Annotated in this window: 19 protein-coding genes and 2 tRNA genes; 10 read left to right on the top strand and 11 right to left on the bottom strand. The window is 62.5% G+C overall.

Annotated elements, in window-relative coordinates; all coding sequences use genetic code 11:
- Positions 1-139: 139 nt before the first annotated feature.
- Positions 140-1504 carry an amidohydrolase family protein gene (locus RO009_05565; GenBank protein MDT3684492.1) on the bottom strand — a complete coding sequence of 455 codons (1365 nt, stop codon included), beginning with the start codon at positions 1502-1504 and terminating at the stop codon, positions 140-142.
- 117 nt (positions 1505-1621) lie between these two features.
- Between RO009_05565 and RO009_05560 the strand changes: the two genes are divergently transcribed.
- The gene (locus RO009_05560) at positions 1622-2671 is read left to right on the top strand and encodes an AbrB family transcriptional regulator (GenBank protein ID MDT3684491.1); all 1050 of its coding nucleotides are present in this window, start codon (positions 1622-1624) and stop codon (positions 2669-2671) included.
- Between the two features lie 106 nt (positions 2672-2777).
- Here the strand turns inward: RO009_05560 and hemA are convergent, their stop codons facing one another.
- The 6 genes from hemA to RO009_05530 all read right to left on the bottom strand — a co-directional run bounded on the left by hemA (position 2778) and on the right by RO009_05530 (position 7361).
- Positions 2778-4004, bottom strand: coding sequence for a 5-aminolevulinate synthase (hemA, locus tag RO009_05555; GenBank protein ID MDT3684490.1), 1227 nt, complete (start codon positions 4002-4004; stop codon positions 2778-2780).
- Positions 4005-4376: 372 nt separating this feature from the next.
- The gene (locus RO009_05550) at positions 4377-4694 is read right to left on the bottom strand and encodes a cytochrome c (GenBank protein ID MDT3684489.1); all 318 of its coding nucleotides are present in this window, start codon (positions 4692-4694) and stop codon (positions 4377-4379) included.
- Positions 4691-5017: a cytochrome c gene (locus tag RO009_05545; GenBank protein ID MDT3684488.1), complete on the bottom strand. Its 327-nt coding sequence runs from the start codon at positions 5015-5017 to the stop codon at positions 4691-4693. The genes RO009_05550 and RO009_05545 overlap by 4 nt, the downstream gene beginning before the upstream one ends.
- 76 nt (positions 5018-5093) lie before the next feature.
- The gene (locus RO009_05540) at positions 5094-6530 is read right to left on the bottom strand and encodes a methyl-accepting chemotaxis protein (GenBank protein ID MDT3684487.1); all 1437 of its coding nucleotides are present in this window, start codon (positions 6528-6530) and stop codon (positions 5094-5096) included.
- 136 nt (positions 6531-6666) lie between these two features.
- Positions 6667-7236: a DedA family protein gene (locus RO009_05535; protein ID MDT3684486.1), complete on the bottom strand. Its 570-nt coding sequence runs from the start codon at positions 7234-7236 to the stop codon at positions 6667-6669.
- 50 nt (positions 7237-7286) lie between these two features.
- Positions 7287-7361 (bottom strand) — tRNA-Thr (locus RO009_05530).
- 275 nt (positions 7362-7636) lie between these two features.
- On the opposite strand from RO009_05530, the gene RO009_05525 reads away from it, so the two are divergent.
- The 3 genes from RO009_05525 to RO009_05515 all read left to right on the top strand — a co-directional run bounded on the left by RO009_05525 (position 7637) and on the right by RO009_05515 (position 9801).
- On the top strand, positions 7637-7807 hold the full coding sequence (locus RO009_05525; GenBank protein MDT3684485.1) for a hypothetical protein: 171 nt from the start codon (positions 7637-7639) through the stop codon (positions 7805-7807).
- A 75-nt stretch (positions 7808-7882) separates the two neighbouring features.
- Positions 7883-9172, top strand: coding sequence for a UDP-N-acetylglucosamine 1-carboxyvinyltransferase (gene murA / locus RO009_05520; protein ID MDT3684484.1), 1290 nt, complete (start codon positions 7883-7885; stop codon positions 9170-9172).
- 158 nt (positions 9173-9330) lie between these two features.
- Positions 9331-9801 carry a DUF2948 family protein gene (locus RO009_05515; protein ID MDT3684483.1) on the top strand — a complete coding sequence of 157 codons (471 nt, stop codon included), beginning with the start codon at positions 9331-9333 and terminating at the stop codon, positions 9799-9801.
- A gap of 397 nt (positions 9802-10198) precedes the next feature.
- On the opposite strand, the gene RO009_05510 is transcribed toward RO009_05515, so the two are convergent.
- From RO009_05510 to RO009_05500, 3 genes are all read right to left on the bottom strand, one after another.
- Positions 10199-11191, bottom strand: coding sequence for a sensor histidine kinase (locus RO009_05510; protein ID MDT3684482.1), 993 nt, complete (start codon positions 11189-11191; stop codon positions 10199-10201).
- A 74-nt stretch (positions 11192-11265) separates the two neighbouring features.
- Positions 11266-12435 carry a tRNA epoxyqueuosine(34) reductase QueG gene (gene queG, locus RO009_05505; GenBank protein MDT3684481.1) on the bottom strand — a complete coding sequence of 390 codons (1170 nt, stop codon included), beginning with the start codon at positions 12433-12435 and terminating at the stop codon, positions 11266-11268.
- Positions 12405-13097: a glutathione S-transferase family protein gene (locus RO009_05500; protein MDT3684480.1), complete on the bottom strand. Its 693-nt coding sequence runs from the start codon at positions 13095-13097 to the stop codon at positions 12405-12407. The genes queG and RO009_05500 overlap by 31 nt, the downstream gene beginning before the upstream one ends.
- Before the next feature lie 169 nt (positions 13098-13266).
- Between RO009_05500 and RO009_05495 the strand changes: the two genes are divergently transcribed.
- On the top strand, positions 13267-14073 hold the full coding sequence (locus RO009_05495) for an undecaprenyl-diphosphate phosphatase (GenBank protein ID MDT3684479.1): 807 nt from the start codon (positions 13267-13269) through the stop codon (positions 14071-14073).
- Between the two features lie 14 nt (positions 14074-14087).
- Here the strand turns inward: RO009_05495 and RO009_05490 are convergent, their stop codons facing one another.
- Positions 14088-15056, bottom strand: coding sequence for a complex I NDUFA9 subunit family protein (locus RO009_05490; GenBank protein ID MDT3684478.1), 969 nt, complete (start codon positions 15054-15056; stop codon positions 14088-14090).
- Between the two features lie 135 nt (positions 15057-15191).
- Between RO009_05490 and RO009_05485 the strand changes: the two genes are divergently transcribed.
- From RO009_05485 to RO009_05465, 5 genes are all read left to right on the top strand, one after another.
- Positions 15192-15276: transfer RNA gene (locus RO009_05485), tRNA-Leu, on the top strand.
- A 200-nt stretch (positions 15277-15476) separates the two neighbouring features.
- Positions 15477-16577, top strand: coding sequence for a histidine kinase dimerization/phosphoacceptor domain -containing protein (locus RO009_05480; GenBank protein MDT3684477.1), 1101 nt, complete (start codon positions 15477-15479; stop codon positions 16575-16577).
- Positions 16578-16757: 180 nt separating this feature from the next.
- Positions 16758-17372 (top strand): ribonuclease D, encoded by a 615-nt coding sequence (locus RO009_05475; protein ID MDT3684476.1) that lies wholly within the window; start codon positions 16758-16760, stop codon positions 17370-17372.
- A 132-nt stretch (positions 17373-17504) separates the two neighbouring features.
- Positions 17505-18212, top strand: a complete 708-nt coding sequence (gene lptC / locus RO009_05470) for an LPS export ABC transporter periplasmic protein LptC (protein ID MDT3684475.1) — start codon at positions 17505-17507, stop codon at positions 18210-18212.
- Entirely contained in the window at positions 18209-18886 is a 678-nt protein-coding gene (locus RO009_05465; protein MDT3684474.1) for an LptA/OstA family protein, read from the top strand. Before lptC ends, RO009_05465 begins: the two co-directional genes overlap by 4 nt.
- Positions 18887-18951 lie beyond the last annotated feature (65 nt).

The raw sequence follows: 18951 nt of genomic DNA, 5'->3' as shown, positions 1-18951 counted from the left end.
AGGGCGGCGACCTTAGACATGGTCGCGGTCAAAGCGCAATCGCCGGTCCGGCGAGGCAGACCGTTACCGCATGACGGCGGTATCCGGCCCCGATCTTGCCTGTGACCGGCGGCGGTCATATTTGCCCACGCCTTGCGAATCAGGCCGCGCGTCCCGGGAGAGCGTCGAACGCCTCCATGATCCGGTTGCCGGAGGCGGCGAGCTCGGCCTTGCGGGCGTCGAGGCCTGCGAACAGAAGCTTGCCGTTACGCTTCACGGCGCGGCCGGCGATGAACACCGTATCAACGCTCGACACGCCGCCCTGCATCACCACCGAGCCGATCGGATTGCGCACCGGGAACATCGCCAGATCGTCCGCGCGCAAGAGGACGATGTCGGCCTGTTTGCCGGGCGTCAGCGAGCCGGTGCGATCGGCGAGGCCGGCCACGCGCGCGCCATTGATGGTCGCCCATTCCAGCGCATGCCGCGTTGTGACCGGCATCGTTTCCGGACGCTTGCCGGTCTTCTGCAGGTCATCGATGATCCAGCGGTTGCGTTCGTGCTGCAGCGTCACGCGCATCGCCGTAAACATGTCGCCGCGCGCCGCCGGCTCGACGTCGGAGCCGATCGTCACCGGCGAATTGCATTGCTGCAGGAGGCCGGTCAGCGGATCGCCATAACCCATCTGCAGCTCAACCTCGGCGGTGACGACGAACGTGCCGCCTTCGCCGACAATGGCGCGCACGGTCTCGGGGGCGACGTCGTTGCCATGCACGATATTGTAATGCGGGCCGACGAGCTTCTCCTTGAGCAGCCGCTCGTGGCCGTCGGCGACCATCGGCTTGCCGCCGCCGACATGCATGCTCGCCATCAGGCCAAGTTCTTTCGCCAGCAGCACGTCCGTGCGCGTGACCTCATAAACGGAATAATAGGGCCCAAGGATCGCAAGCCCCATGGTCAGCAGGCCGTCCTTGCTTGCGAAGCGGCCCTTCAGCAGGCGCTCCACTTCCGAGCGCGGCATCGGGACTTCGCTGAAATGCTTCTGGCCCGGCTTGGGGTTCGGCTTCGGCGAGCCGTGCAGGAACAGGGCGCGGATGCCCGACTCGTCGAGCCCGCGCACGGCGGCATTGGTGTGATCGGGGGTCGGATTGTTGTGATACCAGTCAACCAGCGTCGTCGTTCCGGAATTGATCTGGTTCAGCGCGCCCATCAGGTTGGCGATGTAGATGTCTTCCGGTCGGAACAGCGTGGCAAGGCCGCGATGCATCGCCTGCATGTATTGCGCCACCGTCCAGTCGGCGGCGATGCCGCGCAGCGCGCTTTGCCAGGTGTGAATGTGCGAATTGATCAGGCCGGGAATGACGATCATGTTGCCGGCGTCGATCACCTCGGCGCCCGCGCCATCGAGAGTCTCCGCGATCGCCGCGATCTTGCCGTTCTCGATCAGGATGTCGCCGCGCGCAAGGTCGGGGACGGCCGGGTCCATTGTGACAATCGTGCCGCCCTTGATGTGAATGCGTGACATCGAAGTCTCCTCCCAAATTGCAAGCGCTCCTTAACGCGCGCGCCGCAACTGTGCAATGTTATGGCAGGCATGCCGCTTTGCGCTTTGCTCCAAATAAGTCGCGAGGCATAAGGTGCCATGCGTCCCACTTGGTGTCCCATCTGGCTGACCAGTCTGGCTGAGACGCTGCTCATCGGCACGTTAGGCGGCGCGCTGTTCGCCTGGTTCGGTTTTCCCGCAGGCTGGCTGTCGGGTGCGATGATTGCAGTCGCCGCCGCGGCGCTGGCGCAGAGGTCGATGCATGTGCCCGCGCCTCTGGCGCGGGTGGTCTTTGTCGCAGTCGGTATTTCGCTTGGTGCCGCGGTGACGCCGGAGACTCTGCGCGGAATCGCCACCTGGCCGTTCAGCGTGATCCTTCTGGTCATGGCAACGATTTGCGTAACGTTCGCCAGCGCCTTCTATCTGCGCAAGGTGCATGGCTGGGACACGCTGTCCGCCCTGTTCGGTTCGATGCCGGGCGCATTGTCGCAGGTGATGGCCTACGCCAACCAGAACAAGTCTGATCTGCGCGGCATCGCCATCGTGCAGACGATCCGCGTGGTGATCCTGACGGCGTTTCTGCCGATGACGCTCGCGGCTCTGGGCCTCATCGATCCGGCGTCGGCCGGCTTGCAGCGCGGCCTCGATGCGCCGCTGCATGAGCTTGCCATTCTCGTCATCGTCAGCAGCGCCGTTGCGGCGCTGCTGCAGTGGATGCGCTTCCCTGGCGGTCTCATCTTCGGCGCCATGCTGGTTTCGGCGGTGCTGCATGGCAGTGGCTTCATTCACGCCGTGTTGCCGTGGTGGGTAGTCAACACGACCATGGTTGCGCTCGGCGCCATCACCGGATCGCGTTTCGCCAATACCGGTCTGCGGCTGCTGACGCAATATCTCGGTGCGGGACTGGGGTCCTTCGCGGTCGCGACCGCGGTGGTCGCGGCTTTCGCCTGGGCCGCGATCAGTCTGATGTCGTTGCGGGTCGCCGATGTCGTCGTTTCATATTCGCCGGGCGCGCTCGATGCGATGATGATTGTCGCGCTGGCCCTGCATCTTGATCCGATCTTCGTCGGCGCGCATCATGTCGCGCGCTTCATGCTGGTGTCGCTGGCGCTGCCGGTCTTCGTGCGGATGTTCGGCGGGAAGCAATGACGATGTCGTCATGCCCGGCCTTGTGCCGGGCATCCACTCGCCCTGCATCAAAACGTGGATGGCCGGGACAAGCCCGGCCATGAGGAAAAACGAAAAGCTTCGAAAGCTACTCCGCCGCGATCGCCGGCGTCTTCAACGGCAATTGCAGGCGCTGCCACACATCAACCAGAGCCTCCGCCAGCGCATCGACCAGTTGATCGTTGTGATAGGGCGTCGGCGTCACGCGCAGGCGCTCGGTACCCTTCGGCACGGTCGGATAGTTGATCGGCTGGATGTAGATGCCGTGATCAGCGAGCAGCAGATCGCTTGCCGCCTTGCACTTCTCCGGATCGCCGACAAAGATCGGAACGATATGCGTGTCGCTCGGCATCACCGGCAGGCCGGCGGCAGTGAGCACCGCCTTGACGCGCGCGACACGCTCCTGATGCCGGTCGCGTTCCCATTGCGAATTCTTCAGATGGCGGATGGACGCTGCCGCCGCAGCGCAGACCGCCGGCGGCAAGGCGGTGGTGAAGATGAAACCCGGGGCGTAGGAGCGCACCGCATCGCACACCGTATTGCTCGCTGCGACATAGCCGCCGAAGCAGCCGAATGCCTTGCCGAGGGTGCCTTCGATGACGTCGATGCGCTGCATCAGGCCGTCGCGCTCGGCGACGCCGCCGCCGCGCTTGCCGTACATGCCGACCGCGTGCACCTCGTCGATATAGGTCATCGCGTTATACTTCTCGGCGAGATCGCAGATGCCTTCGATCGGCGCGATGTCGGCATCCATGGAATAGATGCTTTCGAACACGATCAGCTTCGGACGGTCGACCGCGGCTTTCAGCAGCTCTTCGAGATGGGCGAGGTCATTGTGGCGGAAAATCTGCTTCTCGCAGCCGGACTGGCGCACGCCCTCGATCATCGAATTGTGGTTGTAGGAATCCGACAGGATCAGGACGTTGGGGATCAGCTTGGCGATGGTGGAAATGCCGGTCTGATTGGAGACATAGCCGGAGGTGAAAATCAGCGCCGATTCCTTGCCGTGCAGGTCGGCGAGCTCGCGCTCCAGCTCGACCAGCGGGTGATTGGTGCCGGAAATATTGCGGGTGCCGCCGGCGCCGGTACCCATGCGGGTCGCCGTTTCGACCATGGCGCCGATGACTTTGGGGTGCTGGCCCATGCCGAGATAATCGTTCGAGCACCAGACGATGATTTCGCGCGGGCCCTGCGGAGAATGCCAGATCGTCTCCGGAAACCGGCCGGCGATGCGCTCCAGATCGGCGAAAACCCGGTAACGGCGCTCATCATGCAAGCGATCCAGGGCGTTCTGAAAAAAGTCTTTGTAATTCATGCGCTTGCGTTCCGGAGCATAGATCCCGGCCGACATTCCGGCCCTCATGGCTTGGTCGCCACCCTTATTAGAAGCGTTCAATGGAGTTTGTCGAGAGAGAGGACCCCAATCTTTGCGGTTCAGCCTTGATCCCAGTCAAACAGGCTGCAACTGGCCCGCTTTCTTTCATCCGGAACGGCCGCGGCGGGCCCGCGTTGGTGCCGTGAGGGGGTCTGAGGAGGCGACAATGGGACGCGGATTATTGCTTTGGCTTATCGGCATTCCGCTGCCGATCATTCTGGTTGTCTGGCTGCTCGGCGGACTCAGCTAGGTTAAGCCTGATGGGCGAAGGTCGTGCGGCGCGAGCCGGCGGCCTTTTCACCTCGTGCAAGTTCAGGAATTGCGTATCGCCCGGAGATAGACGACGAGGGCGCGGGCTTCCTCTGCCGAGAGGATGAACATCGGCATGGCCGGATGCCCGGACACGATTCCCTCCTGCAGCCGCTGCTGCAATTCATCGAAATCGACGCGCGGCTCGAGCCGCCGGAAAGGCGGCGCTCCTGCCAGCGGGCTGCGCTGCCATTTGCCGATCGCATGGCAATCTGCGCACAATTTTTCCGCCAGCCGGCGGCCGCGCTCCATGGCGTCCTGGGCGGAGGCGAGGGTTGTCATCATGAGCAACGCCGCGAGCGCGTGGATGGCAGCTCTCATCGGCGGTCTCCCGGCAAGCTCAGGATGTAAGCGACGACCTGTTCGATTTCGTTCTCGTTCAGAATGAGATTGGGCATCTCACGGTGCGAGGATCGCAGCGCCACCTTCAGTGCAATGGGAGTCATCCCAGCGACGCCGGCGATATCTTCAAAGCTCGGCGCCCTGCGATTGGGCGATTCCACCTCGGCGGGACGAACAGCATGGCACTCGGCGCAGATTTGCCTGACCAGTTCGCGGCCGCTACGCACATCGTCGGCATCGGCCGCGATCGCGGGAAGAGTCGCAGCCAGCATCGCGGACAAACTGAACAGGGCTTTCCTCATGCCAAACCTCTTGCGATCATTTATCGCGGAAGTTCGGCTGTCCGGCTTTGATGTAGGTCAGGGTTTCGCTGCGCCGTCAGACCTTGAAGCCGATCCGCAACCCGCCCCAGTGCCGGCCGCGCACCATGATCGGCGCCGACACATCCTTCATCAGCACGAAATTGCCGCCGCCCATGTCGCGGCGATAAGTCTGCAACAGGAACGGCTTGGTGGAGCGTCCGGCCGAGAGGCCGGTGCGGTCATTGAAGATGCGGCGGTTGCGGCAATTGGCTGCGTTCCAGGTCGGATCGGCGCCTTGGCGCTGCGAATATTTGCGGTTGTGCGTCGGCAGATAACCGTTCCGGTCGACGGCGGCGCTGAACACGATGCGCGGATCGAATTTCAGGATCGGTTCCTGGATCGGCGGCAACAGGCGATCGGTCAGCGCCACGAATTTCGTCATCGTCTGCTGCGGATCGGTATTGGCCACAGGCCGATAATTTTCGTCGAACAGGTCGGCGATGGAAATTTCGTGTTTCTCCAGCGCCTCCTCGAACAAGGCGCCAATCCTGCGGGCATTCTCCTGGCACAGCGCCACGATCGGACTGTCCGGAGTCTCGATGCCGCTCTGGGCGATGAACAGGATGAAATCCTCGCTGATCCCGAGAATGGTTTCGGCGCGCTGTTCGGCCAGCGTGAGCTTGGCGTCGCAGACTTTCACCGTGTCCACCAGCGCCCGGAGCTCGGTGCGCAGATCGGCGTAGCTGGCAGTGTTGGATTCGACCGATTGCGACATCGCGTCGATGTCATGGGTCAGGCGATGCGCCGATTCCACCAGCGCCTGCAGCGTGGTCGTTGTTTCGCGCGCGGATTTGGCATCGGCAATGGCGGTCTGCGCGACGGCCGCATTCTTGTCGGCCTCCGCGAGCAGGGCCGTCAGTGTGCGGTTCAGCGCTTCCAGATTGCGCTGGTTCTCTGCAGTGAAGGGCCGGATCTTGTCGGCCAGAATCTTCACCGCGTCGGCGATGATGGCGAAGCCTTTGCCGGCTTCTCCCGCGCGTGCGGCCTCCACGCCGGCATTCAGCGCCAGCAACTGTGTGTCGCGCGCGATCTCCTGGATTGCCTCGCTCGCGTCCTGCACGCTTTTGATAGTTGCGCGCACATTCTCGATCGACGCTTTCAGCGTGATCGCGCCTTCGCCAAGCAAACCCAGCTTGTCTGTGGTGCGCGCCAATGTTTCCGCGACGCCGCTCGCGGTTTCGCTCAGGGTCGTTTTTGTCGAATCGGCGGAAGCGCGCGCTTCGTCCATCGCGGCCGCGAGCGCGGCATTGGTCTGATTCATCTGGCGGGCGGCGAAAACCGCGGCGCGTGCCTGCTCGGTCTGTTTGTGGCCGAGTGCCGTCAGATCGCCGATCAGCCCCGCGATGTCGGCGATTTCAACACCCAGGCGTCCGCCGCGCTCACCGATATCGGCGAGCGATTCTTGCGGACGCGCGGTGTCAGGAATTTCCAGGCGTTGGACGGCACCGTGCATTCCCGACGCTTCCTTTAGCCCGATCAAGCGATGACGTAAGCCTGTGCGAACAGGGTTAACGGGAGGTTAAACTGCAACCAAGAAATGTTAAATTGTGACCAAGAAATAATGACGTGATGTCGCAGCGGCGCGTCGCTCAGTTTCGCTCGAGCGCCTGGTCGAGTCGCTTGCTGAGCAGCCAGGCGGCTGCCAAAAAGACTGCCAGCAGGATCAGGCCGACATTCGACGCGGTGTCATTCATCGCCGTGTCGGAGATATGACCGAAGGCGTATCCGGCAAAAACGGTCACGCACGCCCAGAGCGCGGCGGCGATGAAGTTCAGTGCGAGAAACACCGGCCAGGACAGATTGGACATACCAAAGGCAAAACCGCCGATGGTGCGGATCCCGTTCGGATAGCGATGCACAAGCGGCAGCCACAGATAATGCCGGTCGACCAGCCGCGCGGCCTTCTGCAGTCCGGTTTGCAGCCGCGGCCATGGGCGCAGCCAGGACGTCCCGAATCGGCGTCCGATCCAGAAGCGGATGACGTCTCCTGCAAAACTTCCGCCCCAACAGAGCGCCAGGACATTGCCGGTCTCCAACAGGCCACTCTGGGCGGCATAGCCCGCGAGCAGAGCCACAATCATGCTGTGCGCGAAGGCGAAGGCAAAGACGATCGCCAGCCCGTGTTGCCGGATCATGTCGAGGAGATGCGCGAGGTCCATGCGATCCGGCGTTGCGATTCAAGACCGGCACCGCGTCGGCCGGGTCGGGATGGTGCTGCCGGACAGGATTGAACTGTCGACCTCTCCCTTACCAAGGGAGTGCTCTACCACTGAGCTACGGCAGCGATTCGTCTGCGGCAAAACACGTCAAGCTGGCCGGGAGACGGCGCGTTCCTTGCCATAAAGGGGGCACGGCGCGCAAGGCGCTTGCCAGCCCGGCCGGATTGCTTTTCTAGTGCCGCCGATTTGAAGGTCCTGCACCTCCTGCTGCCAGCTCAGGTCAGGAACTTCAAATCGAATCATATAGTTGCTGGTGCCCTTTGGTTTCCGAAGTTCGTGGAGTAGATCGCCGCGATGTATCACGAACTTCAGAAACCGGGCACCAGTCCGGCGAGGTGCCATGACCATGACCGAACGCCCCAAATCGGCAGCGGAACAGGCGCGAACCGCGCGCCTCGGCAAGGCTTTGCGGGAAAATCTCAAGCGCCGCAAAGCCCAGTTGCGCGGGCGCGACGCGTCGGACAAGGCCGATAAACCGCAGGATCCAGCCCTCCGGCGGCCGGACCGCTGAAGGCCTCCCAATTTCGCCCCAATCGGCGCGCGATTTGCGCTAAGGAGATAAGTGGGAACCCTGGGGCGACAATTCATGGACCGCATACGCATTTCCGGCGGCAGGCCGCTTCACGGCAAGATCGCGATTTCCGGCGCCAAGAACGCCGCTTTGCCGCTGATGATTGCGAGCCTTTTGACTGAGGACACGCTGGTCCTCGACAACGTGCCGCATCTTGCCGATGTCGTTCAGCTCCAGCGCATCCTCAACAATCACGGCGTGGACGTCATGCTGTCCGGCAAGCGGCTGGGCGAGGCCGAGAATGCCGGGCAGACCGTGAAGATTTCCGCGGAAAATATCGTCGACACCACGGCGCCCTATGAACTGGTGTCGAAGATGCGCGCGAGCTTTTGGGTCATCGCGCCGCTGCTGGCGCGGATGGGCGAGGCGAAAGTATCGTTGCCCGGCGGCTGCGCCATCGGTACGCGGCCGGTCGATCTTCTGCTGATGGCGCTGGAGCGGCTGGGCGCCAAAATCGACATCGAAGCCGGCTACGCGGTCGCCAAGGCGCCGAAAGGATTGCGCGGGGGCGAGATTATTTTCCCCAAAGTCACCGTTGGCGGCACTCATGTCGCGATCATGGCGGCGGCGCTGGCGAACGGCACGACCGTCATCGAGAACGCCGCCCAGGAGCCGGAAGTGCGCGATGTCGCGGATTGCCTCGTGAAGATGGGCGCGAAAATTTCCGGGGCCGGCACGCCCCGCATTGTCATCGAGGGCGTGTCAAAACTTGGCCCGACCCGGCACAGCGTGCTGCCGGATCGCATCGAGACCGGAACCTATGCGATGGCGGTCGCCATGACCGGCGGCGACGTGCTTCTGGAAAATGCGCGGCCGGAGTTGCTGCAATCCGCGCTCGACACGCTTGCCGATGTTGGCGCGACCGTCACCTCGACCAATGAGGGCATACGCGTCGCGCGCAACGGCGCCGGGCTCGCACCGGTGAGTGTCACGACCGAGCCGTTCCCGGGCTTTCCCACAGACCTGCAGGCGCAGCTGATGGCGCTGATGACCCGCGCCAGAGGCACCTCGCGCATCACCGAGACCATTTTCGAGAACCGCTTCATGCATGTGCAGGAGCTGGCGCGGCTCGGCGCCCGCATCTCGCTCGACGGCCAGACCGCGACCATCGAAGGCGTCGACCGCCTCAAGGGCGCGCAGGTGATGGCGACCGATCTGCGGGCCTCGGTGTCGCTCGTCATCGCCGCGCTCGCCGCCGAAGGCGAGACCGTGGTCAACCGCGTCTATCACCTCGACCGCGGCTTCGAGCGCCTGGAGGAAAAGCTCGGCGCCTGCGGCGCCGATGTGGAGCGGATTTCGGGTTAGTTGGCGATGTCCCCGAAGCCGCGCGAAGCGCGATTTTCGGGGACACACCGCACTAATTATAGGTCCCCGCTTTCGCGGGGACGACGGCCCAACGCCTTGCGCCGACCTCATCCCCTCCCTAACTGTTGCGGCATGGCTCGCTGAACCGAGGCCTTGTCATGCATTCCGACCCCCTCAAGCTGATCGCGCTCGACCGCGACGATCTGGAAGTCATCTCCGCCCATCTGCAGGACGCCGTGACAAAAGTTGGCGAGATCCTGTGGCGCCCGGCGGAGCACCGGGTGGTGATCGCGCTCAACCGTTTCGATTGGGAAGCCGCGCAGGAGGCCGTCCCCGCCTTTCAGCGCCGACGCACCGCGTTGCGTTTTGACCGTGTGATGTCCTGCAAGTGCCGCGATCTCGATTGCGGCGCGAAGGAGCAGGTTCTCAACCTGCTGGCCGTGGAATTTTCCGAAAGCGATGCGCCCGGCGGCATTGTCACCTTGCTGTTTTCCGGCGGCGGCGCCTTGCGACTCGAGGTGGAATGCCTCGAAGCCGAGGCAGTCGATCTTGGTCCGGTCTGGACCACGGTGAGATGCCCGCATCACACCGACAGTGAAGCGCAGGAACGAAATTCCCGCTCGCAGTGAATACCGGCCGCATTCATAGCCATTTGGCTATGACGTCCGTAAAATTGCTTATTTTACTTGGCCGCCGGACTGCGCTTTCCATCGTCCTGACCGACGAATCCCTGTCCGGAAATGAATTGACGTGATCGCACGCATTCTTCTGCAACGCATTCGCGCGGCCTTGGGCGCATGGCTGCGCGACATCTCCCGACGTCATCGCGACAGATACCGGCCGGAACGCCATTACATGCGCGGTCCCGGTCCCAAGGCACGCGGAAAATCAGACGCCAAGATCTGCTAGAGGATTCCGATTTGGTTGCATCGCCGGTTGGGCCGCGGCGGCTTGCTCGAGCCGAGAATTGGTGACGCGGAAATCGCTGCGGGATGAACCAAATGACATGGCCGTGTCCGGCCCTGCTCAGCGGACGGCCACCGCGCGGCGGTCGGCGAAGGGCGGAGCAGGAGGGTCGATGCTGGCAGCCGGCAGCACAATCGACATGCGCACGCGCAGGCCGTCCGGCCGGAATTCCGATGTGATGTCGCCGCCATGGCTTTTCAGGAGACGCGTCACCAGCCGGGCGCCAAATCCCGGCTCGAAAGGTTTGTCGATCGCGGGTCCGTTTTCCTCGGTCCAGACCAGAGACAGCCATGTGCCGTCCATGAACCACTCCACGCTCAACCGGCCGCCGGGGTTGCACAAGGCGCCATACTTGACGGCATTGGTCGCGAGCTCGTGCACGATCAGGGCAAACGAGCGCGCCAGCTCCGGGACGAGCTGTACATCCGGGCCGCGCAGGACGATCCGCGCGCGGTCGTAAGGATCAAGCTCGCGCGCCAGAATAACGTGCAATCCTGCGGTTTGATGATCGGATCTGGTGATGATGTCGTTCGTGGCGGAAACGGATTTGATCCGGCCGATGATGGTGTCGGCGATATCCTTTCGGTTTTGCAGAGTCTGGCTGACGATGGATTGCACGATGGCGAAGGTGTTCTTGCCGCGGTGCTCGAGTTCGCGCATCAGCAGCGCGCGTTTCCGTTCCTCCTCGTGCAGGCGGCGGGAGGCGCCGCGATAAAGCTCGGCGACGCCAACGGTCGCGGCCGAACACAACAGAAAGAGGACAACATTGGCGCCCTCCAATGCCGTCGGTGTGGGAAAGACCCACAACGCGATCGCAAGGCTGAGCAGGATCGAGAACACGCCGGCGCCCGCGCCGGCGACCAGCGATGTCAGAAGCGTCGCAGGATAATAGGCTGTGAACGGAAGCACGTTGCCGCCGACCACGACGAACAAGCCATGAATCATGGCGGAGACGGCGATCAGGGTCATCGCAAAAACATAAGCTGAAATGGAATTTGGCGGCAGGCCGTCCCGCGCGAGGTTTCTCCACCAGTTCGCAAAGCGCTCAGCCATGCATGATCACCCTCGACCCAAATATTAGGATGAGCGGGAAGAGCGCGTATAGGCCAGTTTGCGCAAAAAGAGATTCAATCGGAAGTAAAAGCGGTGTCCGCTTCCACCCATTCTTGCAAAACCATAACGTCGGTCTCGCCGTGATGGTATTCGCGTGCGAGCGCTGCAATCTCTTGCGCCGGTAACAACTTTGCGAGCGCCCACACTGCGGCGCCGCGTACCAGAGGCGAAGGGTCGCCGAGCCGGGCTTTGGCCTTTGTCGCAAGCGTGCGATCGCCGGAATTGCCGATGGCGATCAGCACATTGCGGATGAAGCGGTCGCGCCCGGTACGCTTGACCGGAGACTTGCGGAACAGGGCGCGGAAGGCCGCGTCGTCCAACTCCACCAGTTCGGCCAGCGCGGGCGCCTCCAAGCTTTCGCGCGCCGTCAGTTTCGCTTCGCGGCCTTCCTGCGCAAACTTGTTCCATGGGCAGACCGCGAGGCAGTCGTCGCAACCAAAGATGTGATTGCCCATCGCCGCGCGCAATTCGCGCGGGATCGGACCTTTGTGCTCGATGGTGAGATAGGAAATGCAGCGGCGCGGATCGAGCTTGTAGGGCGCCTCGAATGCCGCAGTCGGACAGATGTCGAGACAGGCGCTGCAGGAGCCGCAATGATCGATCTCCGCCTCGTCGAACGGCAAGTCGAGCGTGGTGAAGATCGCGCCAAGAAACAGCCAGGAGCCGAATTCGCGCGACACCAAATTTGTGTGCTTGCCTTGCCAGCCGAGACCGGCGCGCGCCGCCAGCGGCTTCTCCATCACCGCGGCGGTGTCGACAAAGACCTTCACGTCGCCGCCCGCCTGCGCGATCAGCCAGCGTGCCACCGCCTTGAGACGCGGCTTGATGATCTCGTGATAGTCGTCGCCCTGTGCATAGATCGAAATCGCGCCCAGGCTGCGCTGCTGCAGGATCGCGAGCGGGTCGGTGCCCTGCGCGTAATTGACGCCGAGCATGATGACCGAGCGCACATCCCGCCACAGCGCGCGCGGATCGGCGCGGCGCTCGGCCATCGTGACAAGCCAGTCCATGTCGCCATGCGCGCGGTCGGCGATGAATTTTTCGAACCGTTCGCGCGCCTGCGGAATGGCATCGGGTCGCGCAATGCCCAGCGTGTCGAAGCCATGCGCGCGTGCGGCGTCGCTCAAAGCATGCTTGAGTTGTGCAGGATCGCTCAGAAGTCGAGATCGGCGTAGGTCGCCGATGGCGGCAGGCCCGCCGACACGTCCGCCAGAATCGGACGGAACGAGGGGCGCGACTTCACCCGCGCATACCAGTTCTTCGCGCTCTCGTCTTCGGTCCATGGCACATCGCCGAGATAATCGGCCACTGAAAGATGGGCGGCGGCGGCAAGATCGGCATAGGACAGCCGGTCGCCGGCCAGCCAGTCGCGCTTTTGCGCCAGCCAGCCAATATAGGCCAGATGATACCGGATATTAGCCCGTGCGGCGCGCAGCATGTCGGTGTCGGGCGGGCCGCCGCCTTGGTCCTTGGTCATGTGCCGCTTGTAAAAGCGCTCGGTCACTAGGGGACCGGAGACCTCCGCGAAGAACTTCTCGTTGAACCAGGCAAGCAAGCGCCTGATCTCCACGCGCGCATGCGGCTCGCGTCCGAGCAACGGGTATTCTTCGAGCCTGTCCCCATAGGTTTCATGCAGGTATTCGGCGATTACCGACGCGCCTGGAATCGGCGGGTATCCTTCAACCACCAGAACCGGCGTTGTGCCGGCAGGGTTTAGCATCAGGAAGCTCTCGCGCCGCTCCCAGGGACGCTCCTCGCCGAGCGCTACCTCCAGCGCGTATTCGCCGAGCGCCAGCCGGACAAAACGCGAATGCGGGCAGAAAGGATGATGAAACAATGTGAGCATGGGATGTGCGGATAATCCTGACGCCTCAAGGTGTAAGACGGGTAAACACGGCTCTGGGTGTAGGCCGGACTTAGCCGTTGCCGTGCGATGAAGGTTGCGCCACAAAGCCGGTCCAGCGTCGGCCTCTCCCGATTCTTCCCCGCTTCAGACTTGCGACGGAGATTTCCCCATGTCCTTCGACATTTTCAAGGCAGCCCTGCTGGGCGTGGTCGAAGGGCTGACGGAATTCCTGCCGGTCTCCTCGACCGGACATCTGCTCCTGCTCGAACGCTTCCTCGGGATCGGCGATGACGATTTCGGCAAGACCTTTGTCGTCCTCATCCAGCTCGGCGCCATCCTCGCCATTCTGTCGATCTATTTCGGCAAGCTCTGGAGCATCGCCATCGGCATGTTCTCCAATCCGGCGGCGCGGCGCTTCGTGCTCGGCGTGCTGATCGCGTTTCTCCCCGCCGCATTGATCGGCGCCGCCGCGCATTCGATCATCAAGGGCGTTCTCTTCAATGTCTGGATCGTCTGCTTCACGCTGATCGCCGGCGGCTCGGTGCTGCTCTGGGTCGATCAGCTCGAATTGAAGCCGCGCTACCACGATGCGACGCAATTCTCGCTGCCGATGTATCTCATCATCGGCATCTTCCAGTGCTTCGCGATGATTCCGGGCGTCTCGCGCTCCGGCGCCACCATCGTGTCGGCGATGCTGCTCGGCGCCGACAAGCGCTCGGCCGCGGAATTTTCATTCTATCTGGCGATGCCGACCATGGCCGGCGCCTTCGCCTACGATCTTTACAAGAATTACGGACAGATGACTTCCAACAATGTGGTGTTGGTTGCCGTCGGTTTCGCCTGCTCGTTTATTGCCGGCTTCTTCGTGGTGAAGACGTTCCTTGGCTACGTCTCACGGCACGGTTTCGGACTGTTCGCCTGGTGGCGTGTGATTGTCGGCTGTCTCGGTCTGATCGCGCTCGCGATCGGTTGGTAGACTGCGCGCCAGATCTATGCCAGCCGGCCGGTTCGGAATTGTCCGGTCTTGCGGAAGCGCCACAGATAGCTCGGCACGATCGCGTCGGCCGGCGTTGCCGGCAGGCCAAGCCCGTCCAGCGTGCGGCGCTCTGCTATCGCCTGCTCGGAGACGACGTTGTCGACACGCAGCAATTCGACCTGATCGGGCGTGAGCGGCGGCTTTGGCAGAAACTGCAGAACGGAAGCTTGCAGCTTGGCGAGCGCAAAGGGCAACGGGACCAGCACGCGTTTGCGCTCGATGGTCGCAAGCACGTATTCCATGATCTCTTTGAACGTCCGCACTTCCGGTCCGCCCAGCTCGTAGATCGTGCCTCCGCGCGCCTTGCCGTCCACCGCGCTTGCGATGGCTTCGGCGACGTCGCCGACATAGACCGGCTGCAGGCGTGTCTGCCCGCCGCCGATCAGCGGCAGGGCGGGCAGGAGGCGCGCCATTGAGGCGAAACGGTTGAAGAAATCGTCCTCGGGCCCGAACATGATCGACGGGCGGAAAATCACGGCATCCTTTGCGGCCGCCAGGACGCCAGCCTCGCCGCGGGCCTTGGATTGCGCATAGCGCGAGGGCGAGTTTTCGTCCGCGCCGATCGCCGAGACATGGATCACCTTGGCGCCGACAGCGGACGCCGCGAGCGCCACCTGCTCGGCGCCTTGCGCCTGAACCAGGTCGAATTGCTGGCGTCCCCGCTCGAACAGTATGCCCACAAGATTGATGGCGATCGAGGCGTCGCGCATCGCGGCTTCGATGGAGCGCGGATAGCGCAGATTGGCCTGAACCGCGTGAATCTGCCCGACGCTGCCCAGCGGCTGCAGATGCCCGGCCAGCTCCGGCCGCCGGACCGCGACGCGGATACGGTAGCGGCGCTTGGCGAGGGCCCGTACGAGATGGCGGCCGAGAAAGCCGGAGCCGCCAAAGATAGTGATCAGGGTGTCGGAATTGGTCTTGATGGGCATGAGTCTGCCTTGGGACTGCTCTCGCCGGCCAGGACCGGCGCGAGAGGCGAATACAGCATCGTTTTTGGACTGTATAGAGGGCCAAAACATTGACAATGCACAAGACGCGCACTTATGTCTCGCCCCCAAGCCCAGGTGGCGGAATTGGTAGACGCGCTGGTTTCAGGTACCAGTGGTGAAAGCCGTGGAGGTTCGAGTCCTCTCCTGGGCACCAAGCTTCTTGCATGGTGTAATTCGGTGGCTTTTGAGCCGGACAGCGGTAAGACCCCAAATCATTGCTCGCCTGTGCCGTGCTTTTGAATAAGCCGGGGATAAGCCCCGGCTTATTCAAAATGGGGCGCGCGGCGGAACCGGAGCAGCCCTTTTGCAGTTGGGTGTGGCAAGGGCGTTCCTGGCCGCATCTGCGCTGTTCTCATGCCGCATCGAGAGGACCAAGCCGGCCGAGAGGTTTTTCAGCAGATCGACGATCTGTTCGACGCTCTCGATCTGTTGGATGCGGTCCAGGACGAAGAGTTCAGGCTGTTCCTCGACCATGTGCCATTTGCGATTGCAGTATCGAAGCTCGTGCGTGGCGATCAGCGCATCGTCTACGTGAACAAGGCATTCGAGACATTAACCGGCCAGACAGGTTCGCAAGTTCGTGGACAAGGTTGGTCGGTTCTCGATGCGTTCGGACAGGAAGACCCGCCGCACCTTGCATTCAGCGAAGTTCTGCCCGCCCAGGATGACTTCGTCGGAACATTCACGCGCGAGCAACCGAATTTCACCATCGTCGAAGCTTTCTCCGGCCTCATCGAAAACGACGACGCCAGCAGGACATACCGCATAGTGGCGTTCATCGATGCGACCGAGCGTGAAAAGGTGCAACGTGAAGAGCTCGCGCGGCAGCTCCGCGACAAGGACATCTTGCTCAAGGAGCTGCAGCATCGGGTCAAGAACAATCTTCAGCTGCTGACTGCGCTCATCCGGCTTGATGCGCGCAATCAGCGAAGGGGAGCCACGGTCGATCTCGACAAGCTCGCCGGGCGCGTGGAAACCCTGCAATTACTTTACCATGACCTGACTGCTGAAGGCTTAGGCGAAGCCGTCGATCTCGGGCATTACGTCAGTGAGATTGCATCCGCTGTCATGCACGCCTACGCCGTTGAAGGATTCAGGCTGGACCTGAAGGTCGATCATGCACCCGCCTCGATCAACATCGCGATGCCGGTGGGTTTGATCGTCAACGAGTTGATGACCAACGCGTTCAAGCATGCATTCGCAGGACGCGAAACGGGGACAATCACCGTCCGTTGCGTGCTTGAGGACGATGACCGTTTCCTGGTCGTGGTCGCCGACGACGGCATCGGCCTGCCGGCCGGACTCACATGGCCGGTCAAGGGCAAGCTCGCGGCGCTTGTCATTCAAATGCTGCGAGAGAACGCTCAGGCCGACTTCGCGTTGGAGAGCGCGCGGGAGAAGGGGACGCGGGCGACAATCGCATTCGTACATCGTCTGGCCGCCAAGAAGCACTGACCAGCGGCCGCGCATCGGCCGCAAAGTCGCCCTGGATGACCAAGGGTTGCGACGGGCGCAGGCCGCTGATACACAGCCCTTTCATGCGATCGGGAAAATCCCGTATTATCAACAGCTCAGGGGGCAGATGCGTCTGTTCCGTCCTGGCCTTTGACGCCGCAACGGGGCGACGAAACCGGAATGACCATCCGACTGCATCGCGGCGACCTTCCTGATATTTCCCTCTACAAGGGCGCGGTTGCCATCGATACCGAGACCCTGGGGCTCGACCCGCACCGCGACCGTCTGTGCGTGGTGCAGCTCTCCCCAGGCGATGGCTCGGCCGATGTGGTGCAGATTCCGCGCGGCGCCAAGGATGCGCCAAATCTCAAGCGGCTGCTGGCCGACCCGCACATCCTTAAGATTTTCCACTTTGCCCGCTTCGACCTGGCGGCTCTGTACAACGCCTTCGGGGTGATGCCGGGGCCGGTTTACTGCACCAAGATCGCCTCGCGGCTCACCCGCACCTATACCGACAAGCACGGCCTCAAGGACATCGTCCGCGAGCTTCTGGGAATCGAACTGTCCAAGCAGCAGCAATCGTCAGACTGGGGAGCCGAGGTTCTGTCCGAGGCGCAATTGGCCTATGCTGCCTCCGACGTGCTGTATCTGCATGGCCTGAAGGAAAAATTCGACGCCCTGCTGGCCCGCGAGGACCGCCAGAAGCTGGCGGAAGCCTGTTTCCGGTTTTTGCCCGATCGCGCGCGCCTTGATCTGCAGGGCTGGGCCGCCGAGGACATCTTTTCTCATTCCTGAGGCCTTGCCGCCGCGGCACAGCCATATTCCCGGGGGATTTTCCCCCAGCCGGGCAGTAACCTACGTCGGGCGACGATTCTCAGCACGGAATGGCTGCCCAGAATGAACCAGATGGTTGTCGGATCGAGGGACATGAGGACGCCGGGCTATGCCGCCCAGCGCGCGCCGTCGGACAACGATGCCGCCTTTCGGGGCGCCGCGCGTCACAGCCGCCATGTCCGCTTCATGCGGTGGGCGATACCAGTCGCGATCGCGGTCGTCGTCGTGGCGATCATCGTCTCGACATTCTTCAATCCTCTGCGATTCGTCTACAAGCTGCCGAACGATCTCGGAACGCTGGTGGTGTCTGGATCGAAAATCACCATGGAGGCGCCGCGGCTTGCGGGCGTCACGCGTGACGCGCGCGCCTATGAGATCCAGGCCAAGGCGGCGGCGCAGGACATCAAGAAGCCGAACATGGTTGAGCTGAAGGAAATACGCGCCAAGGTGGATATGCAGGACAAGACCACGGTGGAAATGACTGCAGTGGACGGCAATTACGACACCAAGGCGGAATTGCTGACTCTGGGACAGAAGATCGTCCTGTCGTCGTCGACCGGCTATCAGGGGATTCTCACCGAAGCCGTCGTCGATATCAAAAAGGGCACGATCGTTTCCGAAAAGCCGGTCCAAGTGAAGATGCTGCAAGGCACGCTCAACGCCAATCGCCTGGAAGTGACCGACACCGGCGCGCTGATCCGTTTTGGCGGCGGCGTGAACATGACGCTGACGCCGGATGCGCTTAACCGCGGCATGGGGCAGACTGCCGCACCGGCGACCAATGCAGGCGTTCAGAAATGATTGTTGCAACGATGCGCGGATGCTTGACGGCGTCCCTATTGCTGATCGGATGCGCGGTCGCAGCGGCGCAAAATACCGGCGTGCCGAACGCGCTGCAGGGCTTTTCGCAAAACAAGGACCAGCCGGTTCACATCGAGGCGGCGACGCTTGAAGTCCGTGACAAGGACAAGAGAGCGACATTCAGCGGCAATGTGATTGTGAAGCAGGGCGACACGACGCTGCGCAGCAAAACGCTGGATGTTTATTACGATCAGGAAGAGTCCAAGGGCGGGATGAAAGCGGCGCAGCCTGGCCCCGGCGGCAAACAATCGATTCGCCGGCTCGAGGCCAAAGGCGGCGTCGTCGTCACGCAGAAGGAACAGACCGCCACTGGTCAGACCGGCATTTTCGACATGAAGTCGAATACCATCACCATGACCGGCGGGGTTGTCATCACTCAGGGGCAGAACGTCCTGCGCGGCGACCGCCTGATTGTGGACGTTGCCACCGGCCATGCGCGCGTCGAAGCCGGGCAGGGACGGGTCCAGGGCATGTTCAGTCCGAGTTCAAAGGACGCCAAAGACTCCAAGGATTCCAAGGACTCCAAGCCGGAATCCGCGCCCGCCGGCCAGAATAAACCATCCCCCAAAGGGACCACCCCGCGGCCACAATCTAGCCTCTCGCCCCTTTATTAACTGATCCGCGAATAATCTGTCGCGGGCAGCGCCGTTGAAAGTCGCCGGGGCTTTCGACTATGACC

This window comes from Pseudorhodoplanes sp., from assembly GCA_032027085.1.
In the GTDB taxonomy this organism is placed as follows: domain Bacteria; phylum Pseudomonadota; class Alphaproteobacteria; order Rhizobiales; family Xanthobacteraceae; genus Pseudorhodoplanes.
Note: the sequence above shows the minus strand (reverse complement) of the source record. Positions and strands in the feature narration are given on the sequence as shown.